Genomic DNA, 17,592 nt, shown 5'->3' on the forward strand with positions numbered 1-17,592 from the left:
GCCTTGTTGCCAGCGCTTGCGAAGCGCGGCTGAGTGACGATCACAGCGCCTGCGCACACGCCCAGGCCGATGCCCACGCCCACTGGAAGTTATAGCCGCCCAGCCAGCCCGACACCTCCACCACCTCACCGATAAAGTACAGGCCAGGCACATCCCGTGCTTCCATGGTTTTCGACGACAGCACGCTGGTATCAACGCCGCCAAGGGTCACTTCGGCGGTGCGGTAACCTTCAGTGCCGTTAGGTTGAATGCGCCAGTTGTGCAGCAGCGCGACCAGCTCAGCCTGCTGGCGGCTGTTAAGCTGCTTTAAGGTGCATTCCGGCACGTGGCCGAGCAGCTGCAGGCTGTCGACCAGCCGGCGCGGCAGCACTTTTGCCAGGGTGTTTTTCAGGCTTTGATTCGCATGGGCCTCGCGCTCTTCATTAATAAAGGCGCCGAGCTCGCGTTCCGGTGACAGGTTGATGGTGACAAACTCACCCGGCAACCAGTAGCTGGAGAGCTGCAACACTGCCGGTCCTGATAATCCCCGGTGGGTGAACAGCAACGCCTCTTTAAACACCGTGCCGTCTTCGGCGGTGACGGTCGCAGGCACCGCCACGCCGGAAAGCGTCTGCAGCTGTTCCAGCAGCGGCTTATGCAAGGTGAACGGCACCAGCCCGGCGCGGGTCGGAAACACTTTCAGGCCGAACTGCTCGGCAATCTTGTAGCCAAACGGCGACGCACCCAATCCCGGCATCGACAGCCCGCCGGTGGCAATCACCAGCTTATCCGCCTGCACCGTATCGCCATTCAGCTCCAACGTGTACGTCTCGTCGCGGGAAACGCTCAGCACTTCGCTTCTCAGCCGTACCGTGACCTTCCCCGCTTCGCACTCTTTCAGCAGCAGGTCGACAACCTGTTGCGCTGACTCATCACAAAACAGCTGCCCCAGCGTCTTCTCATGCCAGGCAATGCCGTGGCGGTTGATCAGATCGATAAAATCCCACTGGGTATACCGCGCCAGCGCCGATTTGCAGAAGTGGGGGTTTTGCGACAGGTAGGCCGCCGGTTCGATAAACAGGTTGGTGAAGTTGCAGCGACCGCCGCCGGACATCAGGATCTTACGGCCGGCCTTTTTGCCGTTATCCAGCAGCAGCACCCGCTTGCCGCGTTGTCCCGCCTGTGCGGCACAAAACAAGCCAGCCGCACCGGCGCCAATAATGATAACGTCAAACTTTTCCACGACTCGCTCCGGGGCTGCTGAAAAAACGCTGATTGTAGTGATAAGGGGCCGCTGATACCAGAGTCACAAAACGCGCGTCCGGCAAAGATCGCAAAACAGGTTATTTTTTGCGCAGAGCAATGTTCTGAATTCATCTAATCGCCACATTAATGTCAAAAAAAGTCTATATTTCGCTTTCCCCGGCCGCGCTTTCTCGCTGATAATGCGCCGCGTTCATGTCCTCCAAAATGGCTTAACGCTTATGTTACATCTGTTTGCTGGTCTCGATTATCACACCGGTATCTTACTGGTGCTTGCGCTGCTTTTTGTGTTGTTCTACGAAGCGATCAATGGCTTCCACGATACGGCCAATGCAGTGGCTACCGTTATTTATACCCGCGCAATGCGATCGCAACTTGCGGTGGTGATGGCCGGGGTATTCAACTTCTTTGGCGTCATGCTGGGCGGACTGAGTGTGGCTTACGCCATCGTTCATTTGCTTCCCACTGACCTGTTGCTTAACGTTGGATCGGCGCATGGCCTTGCCATGGTCTTCTCCATGTTGCTGGCGGCAATTATCTGGAACCTCGGCACCTGGTACTTTGGTCTGCCGGCCTCCAGCTCCCATACCCTCATCGGGGCCATTATCGGCATTGGCCTGACCAACGCTCTGATTACCGGCACCTCGGTAGTGGACGCGCTGAACATCCCGAAAATGATCGGCATTTTTGCCTCACTGGTGATCTCACCGATTGTCGGCCTGGTGCTGGCCGGCGGCCTGGTTTTCCTGCTGCGTCGTTACTGGAGCGGGAACAAAAAGCGTCTGCGCATTCATATGACCCCAGCCGATCGTGAAAAGATTGACGGTAAAAAGAAACCGCCATTCTGGACCCGGATTGCCCTGATTGTTTCCGCTATCGGCGTGAGCTACTCACACGGTGCGAACGATGGTCAGAAAGGCATTGGCCTGATTATGCTGGTGTTGATTGGCGTCGCCCCGGCCGGGTTCGTGGTCAATATGAACTCCTCTGGCTATGACATCACCCGAACCCGCGATGCGGTGAACCATCTGGAGCAGTACTATCAGCAGCATGCTGATTCGCTGACCCATATTATTCAGATGGCGCCACCGGCCGTTCCTACGCCGGAAGAAGTGCCAAGCGGCCCGCATGAGTTCCACTGTGATGCGGCCCGTGCGTTGCCGGCTATCGACCATGCCCAGAGCCTGTTGAATAACCTGCAGAGCTACGACAACCTCACAGTCGATCAGCGCGCGCAGCTTCGCCGTCTGCTGATGTGTATCTCCGATACCGCAGAGAAAGCCGCCAAGCTGCCTGGCGTCAGCAATGACGATCAGCGCTTCCTCGGCAAGCTGAAAAGCGACCTGTTGAACACCGTTGAGTACGCACCGATCTGGATTATCGTGGCGGTCGCGCTGGCGCTGTCGCTGGGTACCATGGTTGGCTGGCGCCGTGTGGCGACCACTATCGGTGAGAAGATCGGTAAAAAAGGCATGACCTATGCGCAGGGCATGTCCGCGCAGATGACTGCCGCGGTCTCCATCGGCGTGGCGAGCTACACCGGGATGCCGGTGTCGACCACCCATGTGCTCTCTTCTTCCGTCGCCGGTACCATGCTGGTTGATGGCGGAGGCGTACAGAGCCGCACCATCAAAAATATCCTGTTGGCATGGGTGTTGACCCTGCCAGTGTCGATAGTGTTGTCCGGTGGACTGTACTGGATTGCGTTGAGGTTCGTGGCGTAATCAGCAGCAGAAAAAACAAAAGGGCGGAGATTATCTCCGCCCTTTTTCGTTTCTGATGTCGGCGCGGCGTTAGTGCCAAATCGCCAGCCCGACCAGACTAATTACAATCAATCCGCATAAGGCGCTGGTCAGGATAAACTGGCCCCGAACCCGCTCGCAGCGGCGAATAAACTCATCATCATGATGGTCGCGATAACGCTGTGACCAGATATAACGCACCAGTCGAACCTGCTTGCTCGGCTGCCCGTGTGAGGTAAAAAATCCCGCGCCATCCACATATTGATACAGTAAAGGGTCACACCCACGTAGCACCACTAAAAGCGCGCGCAAAGAGGAAAAGTAGCGCGCCATATTCACCACACAAACCACACAAAGAGCCCAGAAAAGCGCGATGGTGCTGATCATGATCCCCTCCCGGCAAGGCATCTAAAGGACGTTATCCGCGGGGAATGCCGGACAAGCCCCACAATGATTCGCCAATCACCTCATTGAACCAGACAGAATTGAAGTTGTAACCGCTGAGCGACCGTCATTAGCGCATAACGGGTCGTTAATATCAGTGTAGGAGATTTGATTAAAATAATTCCAGCGATGTTTTGCCTGAGCAGCAGAAAGAGAGAAAAATTCATTTTGATCCCGCTCGCAAAGGGCGCGGCCTGCACGCCCGTCTGTTAACAATTCGGGCTATAATAAATGCGAAAACTATAAAGGTGCCGGGATGTTTGCTCATCTCAGGTGCGGTACTAAACCATCATGCATTAAACATTAGCAACGGATTTCAATGTGTTATGATGCAAAAAGACAACTTTGTCGGCGGATAACTCTCCGCAACGAATGAAAGGAGTATCGTTATGTCTTACAAACACATTCTGATTGCAGTCGACCTTTCCCCTGAAAGTAAGCTGCTGGTCGCCAAAGCGGTGTCCATGGCGCGTCCTTACGATGCCAAAGTGTCACTGATCCACGTCGATGTGAACTATTCCGACCTGTATACCGGGTTGATCGATGTAAATCTTGGCGATATGCAAAAACGTATCTCTGAAGAAACCCATACCGCCCTGACTGACCTCTCTAACAGCGCAGGCTACCCGATTTCCGAAACCCTGAGCGGCAGCGGCGATCTGGGCCAGGTATTGGTTGATGCCATCAAAAAATACGATGTGGATTTGGTGGTCTGTGGTCACCATCAGGACTTCTGGAGCAAGCTGATGTCCTCGGCGCGCCAGCTGATCAACACCGTGCATATCGATATGCTGATCGTGCCGCTGCGCGACGAAGAAGACGAATAGTCTGAGGCATAAGATAAAAGAAAGGGCGGAAGATATTCCGCCCTTTTTGTTTTCGCCAACCGGCGTTTATTCGCTGATTAGCGGCGGATAGATATCAAACCGGTGGCTTTTGGTCACCACCGCCGCCTGTGTTACCACGCCCGCCAGGGGCGGTGCGTAGTCAGGCCGCTTCACCACCACGCGCTTCTTCGCCAGACGCCGGGCCGGTTCCAGCAGGCCATCGGCATCGTCATCGGCACCCACCAGCGTCTGGAAAACCCGCATCTCTTTTTTGACCAGCGCGCTTTTCTGCTTGTGGGGGAACATCGGATCGAGATAAACCACATCCGGCTGTTCAACGATCTCAGCGAGTGCTTGCAGGCTCGACGCGTGGATTAAGGTCAGCCGTTCGCGCAGCCAGCCGCCGATTTCGGCACTTTCATAGCCACGCCGTAAACCGTCATCTAACAGCGCGGCCACCACCGGATGGCGCTCCAGCATCTGCACCCGGCAGCCAATCGAGGCCAGCACAAAGGCATCGCGTCCCAGGCCGGCAGTGGCATCGACCACCGCAGGCAGATAACCGCTTTTGATGCCGACCGCTCTGGCCACCGCTTCGCCGCGACCGCCGCCAAAACGCCGACGGTGCGCCATCGCGCCTTCTACGAAGTCGACAAAAATCCCGCCAAGCTTAGGCTCGTCGAGCTTGCGCAGTTCGAGGTGCGTAGCGGTCATTACCAGCGCCATCGGCGCTGACGCATCGTGCTCCAGCTGCCAGCGATCGGCTAAAACAGATAAGGCGCCGTCTCCGGCGCCCGATTCATCCACTAAACAAATCTTCACGTTAACGCTATTCCTGAATACCGTAATGAGCCAGCATCGCATCCAGCTGCGGCTCACGCCCACGGAAGCGTTTGAACAGCTCCATTGGCTCTTCAGACCCGCCACGGGTCAGAATGTTATCGAGGAATGACTGGCCGGTTTCACGATTGAAAATACCTTCTTCTTCAAAGCGCGAGTAGGCATCGGCTGCCAGCACGTCGGCCCACAGATAGCTGTAGTAACCCGCCGCATACCCACCGGCAAAGATATGGCTGAAGGCATGCGGGAAGCGGCCCCAGGCTGGGCTTGGGATCACCGCCACCAGCTGTTTAATCTCTTTCAGCATCTCCAGGATCTGCGCGCCTTTGGCCGGGTCAAACTCGGCATGCAGACGGAAGTCGAACAGGCCGAACTCCAGCTGACGCAGGATAAACAGCGCCGCCTGGTAGTTTTTCGCCGCCAGCATTTTCTCCAGCAGTTCCTGCGGCAGTGGCTCGCCGGATTCATAATGGCCGGAGATAAAGGCCAGCGCTTCCGGCTCCCAGCACCAGTTTTCCATAAACTGGCTTGGCAGCTCGACGGCATCCCATGGCACACCGCTGATGCCAGACACGCCCGGCGTTTCGATACGGGTCAGCATATGGTGCAGGCCATGACCAAACTCATGGAACAGCGTGGTCACCTCATCATGGGTAAACAGGGCAGGCTTACCCTTCAGCGGACGGTTGAAGTTACAGGTCAGGTAGGCGACCGGTTTTTGCAGCGAGCCGTCGGCAAGGCGCATCTGGCCGACGCAGTCATCCATCCCCGCCCCGCCGCGTTTATGTTCACGCGCATAGAGATCCAGATAGAAGCTGCCGCGCAGCTCGCCGGTTTCGTCGAACAGGTCGAAGAAGCGCACGTCAGGATGATAAACATCGACGTCTTTACGCTCTTTGGCAGTGATGCCGTAAATGCGTTTCACCACTTCGAACAGGCCGTTAACCGCACGCTCTTCCGGGAAGTAAGGACGCAGCTGTTCGTCGCTGATAGAAAACAGGTGTTGCTTCTGCTTCTCACCGAAGTAGGTCAGATCCCACGGGTTCAGGTCAGAAACGCCGTGCTCTTTCAGCGCGAAGGCGCGCAGCTGTTCGATTTCACGCTCGGCCTGCGGACGGGCACGTTTTGCCAGACCGGTCAGGAAGTCGGTCACCTGCGCCGGGTTTTCGGCCATTTTGGTGGCCAGCGATTTGTCGGCGTAGGAGTCAAAGCCCAGCAACTGGGCCAGTTCGTGGCGCAGCGCCAGCTCTTCAGCCATCACCTCACTGTTGTCCCATTTGCCGGCATTCGGGCCCTGGTCGGAGGCACGGGTGGAGAAGGCGCGGTACATCTCTTCGCGCAGCGCCTGATTGTCGCAGTAGGTCATCACCGGCAGATAGCTCGGGATATCCAGCGTTAACAGCCAGCCTTCCTGCTCTTTGGCTTCAGCCTGCGCTTTGGCCGCGCCCATTGCGCTTTCCGGCAGACCGGCAAGCTCGCTTTCATCGGTGACAAGCTTGCTCCAGCCCATGGTGGCATCAAGCACGTTGTTGCTGTATTTCGAGCCCAGCTCGGACAGGCGCGCGGCGATTTCGCCATAACGCTTCTGCTTCTCTTTCGACAGGCCAATACCGGACAGCTCAAAATCACGCAGCGCGTTATCCACGGCTTTTTTCTGCGGGGCGGTTAATCCGGCGTAACTGGTCTCTTTCAGATTGCGGTAAGCCTGATACAGGCCTTCGTGCTGGCCCACCCAGGTGCTGTATTCGGACAGCAGCGGCAGCGTTTGCTCATAGGCTTCGCGCAGTTCCGGGCTGTTCTTCACCGAATTCAGGTGGCTGACCGGCGAAAACAGACGGCTTAAATGGTCATCAACTTCAGCCAGAGGCTGAACCAGGTTATCCCAGGTGTAAGGCGCGCCCTGGGCAACCGCTTTCTCCACCGCCGCACGGCTCTCGGCCAGTGCCTGAGTAACAGCAGGGACCACGTGTTCGGGTTTGATGGCGGAGAAAGGAGGAAGCGTAAAAGAGGAGAGTAACGGATTGGTCATTGCGCAGTCCTTATAGTCAAACATGTTTGAGGCGCGTTTAAGCGCGCGATTAGGTTAACATGAGGCTAAGTGTAGCGAAATTCAATGGCCTGATTGAGAAAACCCGGCTGTTGATCCTGGTCATTTTCACCCGCAAATCCTGACCTTTTCACCACGATTCCAGTTGCCTGCCCCGACGGCCAGCCGCATACTTTCGCCGTTTTCCGGTTAACACGATTTCTACACGGAGTGTTGTTATGTGGTACGTCTTTGCGGCCTCGTTACTTTTTCTGCCTTTTTACCGCCGCGCCTCGTACGGGCTGCTGGCGCTCGCGCTGATAATGGCGGCCGGGGATGGCACGCTTCACTGGCCGGCAATCGCCACCTTAGTGGTGCTCGGCGCGGTGGCGATCGGCCATCGGCAAATCAAAAAACCTGCCGCCGTTACGGTGGTGACTGAAGCGGTACTGGTGCTGGGCGCGGTGGCGCTGATGCTGCATCTGATCCCCGGATTCTCTAACCCGCAGATTGTCAGCGAGGTGAAAGCCGGGCCAGAAAGCGCGCCTTTCAGCTTCTATTACAACCTCGATAAGGCGTTGATCCCCTTCCTGTTGCTCGCCTGTCTGCCCACGCTGCTTAAGCGTCCGGCGGCAGGACCGAAGAACACGCTGTGGTGGCTGGTGCTGATGCTGTCATTGCCGCTACTGCTGCTGATTGCCACTCTGGCCGGCGGCCTGCGCGTCGAGCGCCATCTGCCCGAGTGGCTGGGTGCCTTTATGCTGGCGAACCTGTTCTTTGTCTCGTTTGCGGAGGAAGCGTTGTTTCGTGGCTACCTGCAACAACGGCTGAGCCAGAAACTGGGCAACGTCTGGGGATTACTGATTGCCGCCGCCGTGTTTGGCCTGGCGCATATCGCCGGCGGCCCGCTGCTGGTAATTTTCGCCAGCCTGGCGGGGATAGTCTACGGCCTGGCGTGGCTGTGGAGCGGCAGAGTGTGGGTCGCCACGCTGGTGCACTTCAGCTTTAATCTGCTGCACCTGCTGTTCTTTACCTATCCGCTGTGGCAACGCCTGCCAGGATAACAGAGCATTTTAAGCGCAGGACAGTTATACTGACGCCAATATGTGCCGCCCAGCGGCGGCACGCTCCTCATTCCCCACCGGACAGATCCCACGACATGCTGAGTTATCGCCACAGTTTTCATGCCGGCAATCACGCCGACGTTCTCAAACACACCGTTCAGAGCCTGATTATCACTGCGCTTAATGAGAAGGATAAACCCTACCTCTATCTGGACACCCACGCCGGTGCCGGGCGCTATCAGCTGAGCGGCGAGCACGCCGAGCGCACGGGTGAATATCTGGAAGGCATCGCCCGCATCTGGCAACAGGACGATCTGCCGGAAGAGCTGGAGAGCTATATCTCCTGCGTGCAGGCACTGAACAAGAACGGCAAGCTGCGCTTTTATCCGGGTTCTCCGCTGATCGCCCGTCATCTGCTGCGTCCTTTCGACAAGCTGAACATGACCGAGCTGCACCCAAGCGATTACCCGATGCTGCGCAACGAATTCCAGAAAGATGACCGTGCCCGCACCGAACGTGCAGACGGTTTCCAGCAGCTGAAATCCCAGCTTCCGCCTCTGTCACGCCGTGGTCTGGTGCTGATCGATCCGCCTTACGAAATGAAAACCGATTATCAGGCGGTGGTTCAGGGTCTGGTGGAAGGGTATAAGCGTTTTGGTACCGGCGTGTTCGCGCTGTGGTATCCGGTGGTGCTGCGTCAGCAGATCAAACGTATCACCAAAGAGCTGGAAGCATCCGGCATTCGCCGCATTCTGCAGATCGAGCTGGGCGTGCGCCCGGACAGCGACCGCTTTGGCATGACCGCGTCCGGGATGATTGTGATCAACCCACCGTGGAAGCTGGAGCAGCAGATGAACAACGTGCTGCCGTGGCTGCTGAAGCACCTGGTGCCTTCTGGCACCGGCCACACCAAAGTCAGCTGGATCGTACCGGAATAAGTGACCACCAGTGGGACGCCGCCGCGCGTCCCACCGCATCAGCCCTGCCTTTCGAACGGCAAATCAGAGCCGGAATAGCGAGAAATCATGCGCCATCTCGGTATTTGGAAATATCGCCCGACACTCCGCCAGTAACCTTTCCGCATCCTCTCGCAGATAACGCGAACTGAGGTGGGTGACGATCAGCTTTTTCGCGCCCGCGTTTTTGGCCGCCGTGGCCGCCTGCACCGTTGAAGAGTGTCCCCGACTGTTGGCTTTTTCTTCCAGCGCCACTTCCAGCGTGGCCTCATGCACCATCACATCGGCATTCGCCGCCAGTTCGGCGGCAGCGGGCGTCGGGCTGGTATCGCCGAAAATCGCCAGCGTCAGGCCTTTGGTTGCCGGGCCAAGATAGTCTTTGCCCCTGACCACCCGACCGTCGTCCATGGTCACGGTTTTGCCCAGCTTGAGCTGCTGGAACAGCACGCCGGGCTTGATGCCGTCTGCCAGCAGCCGTTGCGCATCCAGCGCGCCCGGCTTGTCATGCTCTTCAATGCGGAAGCCGTAACACTCAACCGGATGGGTCAGCGGCCAGGCGGTGACGCGGAAATGCTCGTCGCTAAACAGCTCGCCGGCGGCGATCTCGACAATCTCCAGCGGGAAGGTCAGCCAGGAGCCGCTGAGGCTGAGGGTGGTGTCGATAAAGGCCTTGATGCCTTTTGGGCCGTAAAGGGTCAGGGTGTCGCTGATGCCATTCATCGAACGGCTGGTCAGCAGCCCCGGCAGACCAAAGATATGGTCGCCGTGCAGATGGGTGATAAAAATTTTCTCGATTTTCCCGGTCTTCACCTGGGAGCGCATCATCTGATGCTGGGTGCCTTCGCCGCAGTCAAACAGCCAGCAACCGCTGCGCGTCCCCTGCAAATTCAAGGCGATACTGGTGACATTCCGCTGGCGGCTGGGCGTGCCCGCGCCGGTCCCTAAAAATAGCAGTTCCATCTGGCCTCTCTCTGCCTGTTAGTATGCGAAAACAGTGAGCCATCTCGCAGTAATTGTCGATTATCGCTGATTTCCGCCCCGCTGCCCTATCACAATCATAGACGCAAACTTTGCGGCATTTAACCGAGTGGCGTTACACTACTGCCAATTCATTTCACTGACTTATGGAATCACCGATGACCAGACATTATGACTACCTTGCTATTGGCGGCGGCAGCGGCGGTATCGCCTCTATTAACCGTGCCGCGATGTACGGACAGAAATGCGCGCTGATCGAAGCGAAAGAACTCGGCGGTACCTGCGTAAACGTCGGGTGTGTCCCGAAGAAAGTGATGTGGCACGCGGCGCAGATTGCCGAAGCGATCCATTTGTATGGCCCGGATTACGGCTTCGATACCACCGTTAACAGCTTTAACTGGGCGACGCTGGTCAAAAACCGCAGCGCCTATATTGACCGTATTCATACCTCGTACGACAACGTGCTGGGTAAAAACAACGTCGACGTGATCAAAGGCTACGCGCGCTTTATCGATGCGCATACCGTGGAAGTGAACGGCGAAAAAATTACTGCCGACAACATCCTGATCGCCACCGGCGGCCGTCCAACCCATCCGTCGATTCCGGGTGCGGAATACGGTATCGACTCTGACGGCTTCTTTGAGCTGGATGCCCTGCCAAAACGCACTGCCGTGGTCGGTGCCGGCTACATCGCGGTCGAAATCGCCGGTGTGGTGAACGCACTGGGTTCCGAAACCCACCTGTTTGTGCGTAAACACGCGCCGCTGCGCAGCTTCGATCCGTTGATCGTCGATACGCTGGTTGAAGTGATGAATGCTGAAGGCCCGGCGCTGCACACCGAATCCGTGCCGAAAGCGGTGATCAAAAATGCCGACGGCAGCCTGACGCTCCAGTTGGAAAATGGCCAGGAGCAGACCGTTGATTGTCTGGTATGGGCCATCGGTCGTGAGCCAATGACCGACAACCTGAACCTGGACGTCACGGGCGTGAAGCTGAACGAAAAAGGCTACATCAGCGTCGATAAGTACCAGAACACCAGCGTCTCTGGCATCTATGCGGTCGGTGATAACACCGGTGCGGTTGAACTGACGCCCGTGGCGGTTGCCGCCGGTCGTCGTCTGTCCGAACGCCTGTTTAACAACAAGCCTGAAGAGCATCTGGATTACAGCAACGTGCCAACCGTGGTATTCAGCCACCCGCCAATCGGCACCGTGGGCCTGAGCGAGCCGGAAGCGCGTGAGAAGTACGGCGACGATGAAGTGAAAGTGTATAAGTCGGCGTTCACCGCCATGTACACCGCCGTGACGCAGCACCGCCAGCCGTGCCGCATGAAGCTGGTTTGCGTGGGTAAAGACGAGAAGATCGTCGGCATCCACGGTATCGGCTACGGTATGGATGAGATGCTGCAAGGCTTCGCGGTCGCGCTGAAAATGGGCGCCACCAAGAAAGACTTCGACAACACCGTGGCAATCCACCCGACCGGTTCGGAAGAGTTTGTCACCATGCGTTAAGTCCTGCTTCAGGATCAAAAAAGCCAGCATATGCTGGCTTTTTTTATGGGTGGAGGGTCGGCGGAATTACCCCTTTTCGTTCGCCCCGGAGAGGCTCTGCAATACGGACAGCTGCGCGACAGCGTCCTGCATCGCATCCATACCGGCGGTCAGGCTGCGCAGGCTACCGAGGTGCTGGGCGATGCTTTCACGCTGGTGCGCGGTTTGATGGCTCATGGCGGCAATCGAATCCGCCGCGGCGATGCTGCGGGCCGCCATCTCGCTGGAGGTTTCCACCGTTTCGCTGGCAACGGTACGGATGCGGAAGATGGTATCCCCCGCCTGACCAATATTGCCGGCCGTCGAATCGGCCTGCTCTTTCGACGAGTGTGCCAGCCGACGAACTTCTCCGGCCACCACTGCAAATCCCCGTCCGGCTTCCCCGGCGCGCGCCGCTTCAACCGCCGCATTCAGCGACAGCAAATTGGTCTGGAAGGCGATATTGCTGATGCCGCTGGTGATCTCATTGATGCCGTTAGAGATTTTCTCCAGGTCATCCAGCCCCTGGCCCAAACGCAGCTGAGCCTGCTGGCTTTTCTGCGCGATATCGCCAATCGAGCGGATACTGTTTTCCGCCATCCCCAGCGTCTCATTCTGCGTTTGCGTGGCGGCTTCCAGCATCGGCAAGGCTTCCATCAGCGGTGCCAGCTCCTGCTGATAGGCGATCACCCGCTTCAGCACCCGCGACTGAATGCTGTTCAACGCTTCCCAACGACGCAGCGCGCGTTGTGCATAGTGCCCGGCATACCCGGCGTACTGCACCGGGAACTGGCTCATCGCCTTCACGTCCTTGTTGAAAAACACCAGCGCAGAGAGGGTCTGGTTAATCGGCACGCCGAGGATTTCGCCAAAGCTGGAGAAGCCTGCGGCCGGCAGCCCCTTAAAGAAATGGGCGTTATGCAGCTGCCCTTCATTGCCGACCCGGCGCAGGATGCAGTCATTCATCAGAATGGCCGCCGGCCTGCCGCGGTTGGCGATAAAGGTTTGCCAGTCCTGACGCGTGGTCTGTTTAAAATCTTTCTCTTCCAGAAGATACAGGCGATCGCCAAATTCCAGGTCGCAGAAAAACTGAATGCTGTCGGCCTCAATTTTGGCGATGGAGCGAATGAAATACTCCTCGCCGACCTTCACCCCAAAGGTCAGCCCTTTCAGCTTTTCGGTCAGCTGCGGCACGTTGCAGCCCAGCCAGCTGGCCAGCGCGTCAGTAAACCTCACCTGCTGGCCCTGCGGATCGAATACCGAACTGACCGTGCGGGCAATCGGATCGGCCTCGGCGATCAGCCAGCTTTTGTCTTTTGGGACAAAGTTCTGACTTTTGAACGGCGCAAAGGATTTGCCGGCGGCCATCTGGCAGAAAATGATGACCGCTTTGGCCTGCAGAATTTTGCCACCTACGCCGATCCAGGTGCCATCAAACTCAATCTTACCGCCAGCCGAGCCGCCGATCGCCAGGCACGGGAAACGTCCGCAGTTGTACCAGGCCTGCATCAGGAAGCCTTCCGAGGCGGACAGGCCATCGCAATAAATCATCGCGAAGGTGCGGTCGGATGAGAGTGGCATCCGCACCGCCAGCCTGCTCAGCTCCTGCTGGATGGCGTTGATACGGTCGGCGGCGGTATGGGTATCATTGACATGTAAATCAACGATATGGGTTTCATGACGCGCAATCAGGCTCTCCGGCAGCAACAGCCAGCTTCCCTGCTGCCCGGCGCCTTCGCAATAGGTGGTCTCTTTGCCGCTGCTGCTCAGTGCGCCATTGGACGAGAGGGTAATCACCGTCAAATCGGCGGAGCTAAAGCGCTGCCAGCTCTGGCTCACCGGCTGAAAGTCGGCATACGGCGGCACAAAGGTCATGAGAATGCCGGCACTTTTTTCACTGAGTCCGGCCTGCGAAAGCGAAGCAGGCAGGCTGCGGCAGTCAAAGGTCCCGTTTGCGGGCTGGTGTTTATTTCGAAACAGCAAAGACGACAGGCGCTGTTTAATCGCCATTAATGGAAACATGGTTTTACCTATATTTTTCAGGTGCTTGATTAATTATGGGTGGTGAAGCAGAAAGTCTGACGACCAAAGGAGGGCTAAAGGCATGTTCCATACGCGAGAAGAACTCAGAAGTGAGAGAAAACGCGGCTTGTGTTTACTGCCTCTCACTTCATAAACGTTATCGCCCGATTGCGGGAAAACTTTAGCGGTGGCGGGTTACGGCGGGGTTTTTTACCGGCAGATGACGCGGCGTGGGGTGATGAAGCGTGAGTGCGGCAGAAGATTGCACCGTCACGGTGCAGTTTACTTACGGGCGTCCAGCCAGATGGCGTAGGCTTCATCCCAAATCGCCGCCGGGGAACCGGCTTTACCGAGGCCAAAACCGTGTCCGCCACGGGTGATATTAATCTGCTCAACCGGCACGCCCATGCGGCGGCAGACGTTGTGCATGATCACCGTGTTGTGCGGGTTAGAGATCGGATCGTCTTCCGCCTGCGCCAGGAAGGTCGGCGGGTAGTTGCGGGTGACGTAATTCTCCACCGACCAGTTCGCCTCTTCATTCGCGGAGGCATTGTTACCGACCAGCTGCTTGTGCGTGGTGGTGTGGGTATACGGCGGCTCCAGAGTGATCACCGGATAAATCAGCCCGACGCTGTCCACTACCGGGACCACATTATCCAGCGCATCCTGCGGCTCGTAGGTGACGAAATCAGGACGGGCGGCCGCCATACCAAACAGGTGGCCACCGGCCGAGAAGCCGAGCAGATGCACCTTACGTTCCATCGAGCGCACCAGACGAATGGCGCGCTGGGCGTCCTGCAACGGGGCGAGGCTGCCTGCGTGCCACTTCTCACGCGGCAGGCGATAGCTGAGGACATAGGCGGTATAGCCACGCGCATTCAGCCAGCGTGCCACGGGCCAGGCTTCACCACCCATGCCGATCCAGCGATAGCCGCCACCCGCGGCAATCAATACGGCCGATCCGTTCGGGTTTTCTGGCTGGAAGCGTTGGATCGCCGGGCTGACGATATTCGACCACGAGCCGTTGGCAGAAACATGCAGGTTTCCGCTGGGTCCGCCGCCGCCGGGCGGTTCGTCCTGCCACAGAGGAATAATATCTTCTCTGGCAAACAGTTTTCCGGTGGTCATCGCAAGCAACGTGGCGCCGGTTCCTAATATCAACCGACGACGACTAATCATCTGGCATTTCCGTCCTCAGTTATCAACAGGCGATCCCAGGCCATGGGAAGATACCTGATATCATGCAATGCAAATGCCAGAAGTTATTCGCAGAATAACCGCATTTCAGTGCGATATCAGGGAATGTCGGCGACCGTGATGTTTTTATATCGGCAGGGTATCCGGGCTCTTCACCGCTTTTTATGCGATTTGCCCCTGGGGATGCAAGCAAAACAGCGCGATAAGGTGAAAAAAGCGGGAAAACTGCCCGGAACGCCGGGCAGATGAGGCTTAGTGGCTACTGAGCTTCTCTTTCCGCGACAGGCTGTCCAGATAGCCCATCACAAACGCCGAGAGGACGAAGGTCAGGTGGATCACCACATACCACAGCAGTTTATTGTCCGGAATATTTTTGGCATCCATAAACACCCGCAGCAGGTGAATGGAAGAGATGGCGACAATCGACGCGGCCACTTTGTTTTTCAGCGAGCCGGAATCCATTTTACCCAACCAGCTGAGCTTCTCTTTGTGGTCGGCGATATCCAGTTTTGAGACGAAGTTTTCGTAACCGGAGAGCATCACCATCACCAGCAGACCGCCGACCAGCGTCAGGTCGATCATCGACAGCAGCACTAACACCAGGTCGTTTTCTGCCATCGCCAATACATTCGGCAACAGGTGAAAAACCTCCTGGAAAAATTTTATCGCAAGTGCCAGCAGACCCAGCGACAGCCCGATATAAATCGGCGCCAGCAGCCAGCGTGAGGCATAAATGAGGTTTTCAGCGAAACGTTCCATAGCATCCCGTAAGCAAATTAACACGGGGGTCAGTATACCCGAGGAAATGTTAAATTTTGCATAGCGCCGGCTTATCGCAGCGATATTTAACGGATTTTACGCGAACAGAGGGCGTTTTACTTTGGCTGGCTGGAAAAGCTGATGTCGCCCACCGCGCCCACGGTCTCAACCGGCCGCAGCACCCGTTGCACCTGACGGGCATAGCCCACCAGTCCCTGAGTGAGATCCTGGGTAGCAGCACTTCCGCTAAAGCAGCTGCCCGGATCGCAGTGAACAGTGATAACACTGACCGGCGCTTGCGGGCCCAGGGTCAGGGCAAAAGCAGGACCACTCATCGCCAGGGCGATAAGCAATAACAGAGTCTTTTTCATCTTGTTTAGCTTACAGGAGGTGTAGGGTTAAAGGTGTTGCCTGGCTACGCTGACTCAGTGCATTTCACGGTGCTGGTTGCGATAGTCTCTTGGCGTGATATTAAAATGCTTTTTGAACACCCGCTGGAAACACTGCTGGGAAGAAAATCCCAGATCCATCGAGATGGTCATAATGGTCTTATGGGAACTGATCAGGCTTTTGGCCGCTTCGTCCAGTCGACGGCAGCGGATAAAGGTGCCTAAAGTCATGCCCTGTTGCTCTTTAAATGCACGTTGCAGGTGCCATTTTGAATAGCCCGAACGGGCGGCTACGGCTTCAATATTCAGACCATCATCCAGATGCTCTTCAATCCAGTCGATGATAATTTCTACGATTTCGCCTTTCACTTGCTCTCTCCCGGGACGCACAGCCTGCACAAGGCCGCCGCCATTTGCGCGATGGAATTATTATATGTTTATGTTTTTGTTATACTTTGAGGCGATATGCAAAAAATAATGCAACATATCAAATATTGATGGTGTGGATGTTATAAAGAAGTTTAAAATAGTTCAAATAGATAATTTGAATCTTCGTTTATAGATAGTATCTATAAGGCCGCATTATGATGGATCTCAATCTTGTCCGTGTGTTTATCGCCATTTACGAAACACGCAGCGTCAGCGGTGCGGCAGACCGGCTGTTCATTACCCAACCCTCTGCCAGTTATGCGTTATCGCGTCTGAGAAATGAAACCAACGACGAGCTGTTTAAACGCAGCCGGGCCGGCATGGAGCCCACCCCGATCGCTTTGCAGCTGTATAAGGTGTTCAAAAAGTCCCTGACCGGCATTGAAAAGGCGGTCGCGGATACGCGAAACTTTGTGCCCGCCACCTCGCGACAAAAATTCCGCCTCGCCCTGTCTGACCTCGGCGAACTGTTGCTGCTTCCCGGACTGGTGGCCTCATTGCGGGTGGAGGCGCCGCACATTCAGCTGGAAGTGGTGGCGATAGAATCCCTCAGGCTGAATGACTGGCTGTTGACCGGCAAGGTGGCTGCCGCCATCTGCAACCGCAATGAAACCATCTCTTCCGCACAGCGCGAACTGCTGCTGTATGAACGCTATGTTTGCCTGCTGAACGAACAGCATCCCCGCATTGGCAGCACGCTGTCGTTTGATGAATATATGCGGGAACAGCATGTGATTGTGGCCGCCAGCAGCGGGCACCATATCGTGGAAGACCGGCTCAAAGAGTTTGGGCTGGAGCGCGACATTGCGCTGGAAGTGCCGCGCTTCTCCGCGCTGGGCGAACTGATTTCCTCCAGCGAACTGCTGGTCACCCTGCCGTCCGCTGCCGCCAAAATTTATCAGCGCAGGGGCAATGGCCGCCTGCTGGAGCTGCCGTTCCAGGTGGCGGATCAGGAAGTCTTTGTCTATGCGCATACCGAAATCGGCGATATCTCCGCCAAGACCTGGTTCTATAATTTCCTGAAAGATATCGCGCCCGGCTTAATGGATCACTGACGCGGCCGTAGAAGCTTCTGCCGCTCAATTCCTCGACAGAGAGCACATTCCTGCAAAGCCTTTTTGGCCGAGCGGCATTCAGTGGCGGGAATG

16 protein-coding genes are annotated in these 17,592 nt (G+C 56.7%); 6 read left to right on the forward strand and 10 right to left on the reverse strand.

Features of this window, described 5'->3' with window-relative positions:
* Nucleotides 1-40: 40 nt before the first annotated feature.
* Nucleotides 41-1,222, reverse strand: coding sequence for an NAD(P)/FAD-dependent oxidoreductase (locus E2F51_RS05835; protein ID WP_134822959.1), 1,182 nt, complete (start codon nt 1,220-1,222; stop codon nt 41-43).
* A 241-nt stretch (nt 1,223-1,463) separates the two neighbouring features.
* On the opposite strand from E2F51_RS05835, the gene pitA reads away from it, so the two are divergent.
* Entirely contained in the window at nt 1,464-2,966 is a 1,503-nt protein-coding gene (pitA, locus tag E2F51_RS05840; RefSeq protein ID WP_013204309.1) for an inorganic phosphate transporter PitA, read from the forward strand.
* Nucleotides 2,967-3,035: 69 nt separating this feature from the next.
* Here the strand turns inward: pitA and uspB are convergent, their stop codons facing one another.
* Entirely contained in the window at nt 3,036-3,371 is a 336-nt protein-coding gene (gene uspB, locus E2F51_RS05845; protein ID WP_013204310.1) for a universal stress protein UspB, read from the reverse strand.
* Between the two features lie 446 nt (nt 3,372-3,817).
* Here uspB and uspA point away from each other — a divergent pair, with 446 nt between their 5' ends.
* A complete protein-coding gene (gene uspA, locus E2F51_RS05850; protein WP_013204311.1) occupies nt 3,818-4,255 on the forward strand; it encodes a universal stress protein UspA in 438 nt (145 codons plus the stop codon).
* A gap of 66 nt (nt 4,256-4,321) precedes the next feature.
* Here the strand turns inward: uspA and rsmJ are convergent, their stop codons facing one another.
* The gene (rsmJ, locus tag E2F51_RS05855) at nt 4,322-5,077 is read right to left on the reverse strand and encodes a 16S rRNA (guanine(1516)-N(2))-methyltransferase RsmJ (RefSeq protein ID WP_013204312.1); all 756 of its coding nucleotides are present in this window, start codon (nt 5,075-5,077) and stop codon (nt 4,322-4,324) included.
* Nucleotides 5,078-5,084: 7 nt separating this feature from the next.
* Nucleotides 5,085-7,124, reverse strand: a complete 2,040-nt coding sequence (gene prlC / locus E2F51_RS05860; RefSeq protein ID WP_134822960.1) for an oligopeptidase A — start codon at nt 7,122-7,124, stop codon at nt 5,085-5,087.
* A 236-nt stretch (nt 7,125-7,360) separates the two neighbouring features.
* Between prlC and E2F51_RS05865 the strand changes: the two genes are divergently transcribed.
* Entirely contained in the window at nt 7,361-8,185 is an 825-nt protein-coding gene (locus E2F51_RS05865) for a CPBP family intramembrane glutamic endopeptidase (protein ID WP_134822961.1), read from the forward strand.
* Nucleotides 8,186-8,280: 95 nt separating this feature from the next.
* Nucleotides 8,281-9,123, forward strand: a complete 843-nt coding sequence (locus tag E2F51_RS05870) for a 23S rRNA (adenine(2030)-N(6))-methyltransferase RlmJ (protein ID WP_134822962.1) — start codon at nt 8,281-8,283, stop codon at nt 9,121-9,123.
* Nucleotides 9,124-9,186: 63 nt separating this feature from the next.
* Here the strand turns inward: E2F51_RS05870 and rnz are convergent, their stop codons facing one another.
* On the reverse strand, nt 9,187-10,101 hold the full coding sequence (rnz, locus tag E2F51_RS05875; protein WP_013204316.1) for a ribonuclease Z: 915 nt from the start codon (nt 10,099-10,101) through the stop codon (nt 9,187-9,189).
* Nucleotides 10,102-10,277: 176 nt separating this feature from the next.
* On the opposite strand from rnz, the gene gorA reads away from it, so the two are divergent.
* The gene (gene gorA, locus E2F51_RS05880; protein WP_013204317.1) at nt 10,278-11,630 is read left to right on the forward strand and encodes a glutathione-disulfide reductase; all 1,353 of its coding nucleotides are present in this window, start codon (nt 10,278-10,280) and stop codon (nt 11,628-11,630) included.
* Nucleotides 11,631-11,696: 66 nt separating this feature from the next.
* Here the strand turns inward: gorA and E2F51_RS05885 are convergent, their stop codons facing one another.
* The 5 genes from E2F51_RS05885 to E2F51_RS05905 all read right to left on the reverse strand — a co-directional run bounded on the left by E2F51_RS05885 (nt 11,697) and on the right by E2F51_RS05905 (nt 16,384).
* The gene (locus tag E2F51_RS05885) at nt 11,697-13,658 is read right to left on the reverse strand and encodes a methyl-accepting chemotaxis protein (RefSeq protein ID WP_371732166.1); all 1,962 of its coding nucleotides are present in this window, start codon (nt 13,656-13,658) and stop codon (nt 11,697-11,699) included.
* Between the two features lie 294 nt (nt 13,659-13,952).
* Nucleotides 13,953-14,849, reverse strand: coding sequence for an alpha/beta hydrolase (locus E2F51_RS05890; RefSeq protein ID WP_013204320.1), 897 nt, complete (start codon nt 14,847-14,849; stop codon nt 13,953-13,955).
* Nucleotides 14,850-15,119: 270 nt separating this feature from the next.
* The gene (locus E2F51_RS05895; RefSeq protein WP_041692152.1) at nt 15,120-15,626 is read right to left on the reverse strand and encodes a TIGR00645 family protein; all 507 of its coding nucleotides are present in this window, start codon (nt 15,624-15,626) and stop codon (nt 15,120-15,122) included.
* A 116-nt stretch (nt 15,627-15,742) separates the two neighbouring features.
* Nucleotides 15,743-15,997, reverse strand: a complete 255-nt coding sequence (locus tag E2F51_RS05900) for a hypothetical protein (RefSeq protein WP_053141398.1) — start codon at nt 15,995-15,997, stop codon at nt 15,743-15,745.
* Nucleotides 15,998-16,051: 54 nt separating this feature from the next.
* Nucleotides 16,052-16,384 carry a helix-turn-helix domain-containing protein gene (locus E2F51_RS05905; protein ID WP_013204324.1) on the reverse strand — a complete coding sequence of 111 codons (333 nt, stop codon included), beginning with the start codon at nt 16,382-16,384 and terminating at the stop codon, nt 16,052-16,054.
* A 215-nt stretch (nt 16,385-16,599) separates the two neighbouring features.
* Here E2F51_RS05905 and E2F51_RS05910 point away from each other — a divergent pair, with 215 nt between their 5' ends.
* Nucleotides 16,600-17,499 carry a LysR family transcriptional regulator gene (locus E2F51_RS05910; RefSeq protein ID WP_134822964.1) on the forward strand — a complete coding sequence of 300 codons (900 nt, stop codon included), beginning with the start codon at nt 16,600-16,602 and terminating at the stop codon, nt 17,497-17,499.
* Nucleotides 17,500-17,592: the final 93 nt, after the last annotated feature.

Source organism: Erwinia sp. QL-Z3 (assembly GCF_004551645.1).
Lineage (GTDB): Bacteria > Pseudomonadota > Gammaproteobacteria > Enterobacterales > Enterobacteriaceae > Erwinia > Erwinia billingiae.

Coding starts and splice junctions, on each gene's coding strand:
- pitA (WP_013204309.1), top strand. CDS start 1,464: ATGTTACATCTGTTTGCTGGTCTCGATTATCACACCGGTATCTTACTG.
- uspB (WP_013204310.1), bottom strand. CDS start 3,371: ATGATCAGCACCATCGCGCTTTTCTGGGCTCTTTGTGTGGTTTGTGTG.
- uspA (WP_013204311.1), top strand. CDS start 3,818: ATGTCTTACAAACACATTCTGATTGCAGTCGACCTTTCCCCTGAAAGT.
- prlC (WP_134822960.1), bottom strand. CDS start 7,124: ATGACCAATCCGTTACTCTCCTCTTTTACGCTTCCTCCTTTCTCCGCC.
- E2F51_RS05865 (WP_134822961.1), top strand. CDS start 7,361: ATGTGGTACGTCTTTGCGGCCTCGTTACTTTTTCTGCCTTTTTACCGC.
- E2F51_RS05870 (WP_134822962.1), top strand. CDS start 8,281: ATGCTGAGTTATCGCCACAGTTTTCATGCCGGCAATCACGCCGACGTT.
- rnz (WP_013204316.1), bottom strand. CDS start 10,101: ATGGAACTGCTATTTTTAGGGACCGGCGCGGGCACGCCCAGCCGCCAG.
- gorA (WP_013204317.1), top strand. CDS start 10,278: ATGACCAGACATTATGACTACCTTGCTATTGGCGGCGGCAGCGGCGGT.
- E2F51_RS05885 (WP_371732166.1), bottom strand. CDS start 13,658: ATGGCGATTAAACAGCGCCTGTCGTCTTTGCTGTTTCGAAATAAACAC.
- E2F51_RS05890 (WP_013204320.1), bottom strand. CDS start 14,849: ATGATTAGTCGTCGTCGGTTGATATTAGGAACCGGCGCCACGTTGCTT.
- E2F51_RS05895 (WP_041692152.1), bottom strand. CDS start 15,626: ATGGAACGTTTCGCTGAAAACCTCATTTATGCCTCACGCTGGCTGCTG.
- E2F51_RS05900 (WP_053141398.1), bottom strand. CDS start 15,997: ATGAAAAAGACTCTGTTATTGCTTATCGCCCTGGCGATGAGTGGTCCT.
- E2F51_RS05910 (WP_134822964.1), top strand. CDS start 16,600: ATGATGGATCTCAATCTTGTCCGTGTGTTTATCGCCATTTACGAAACA.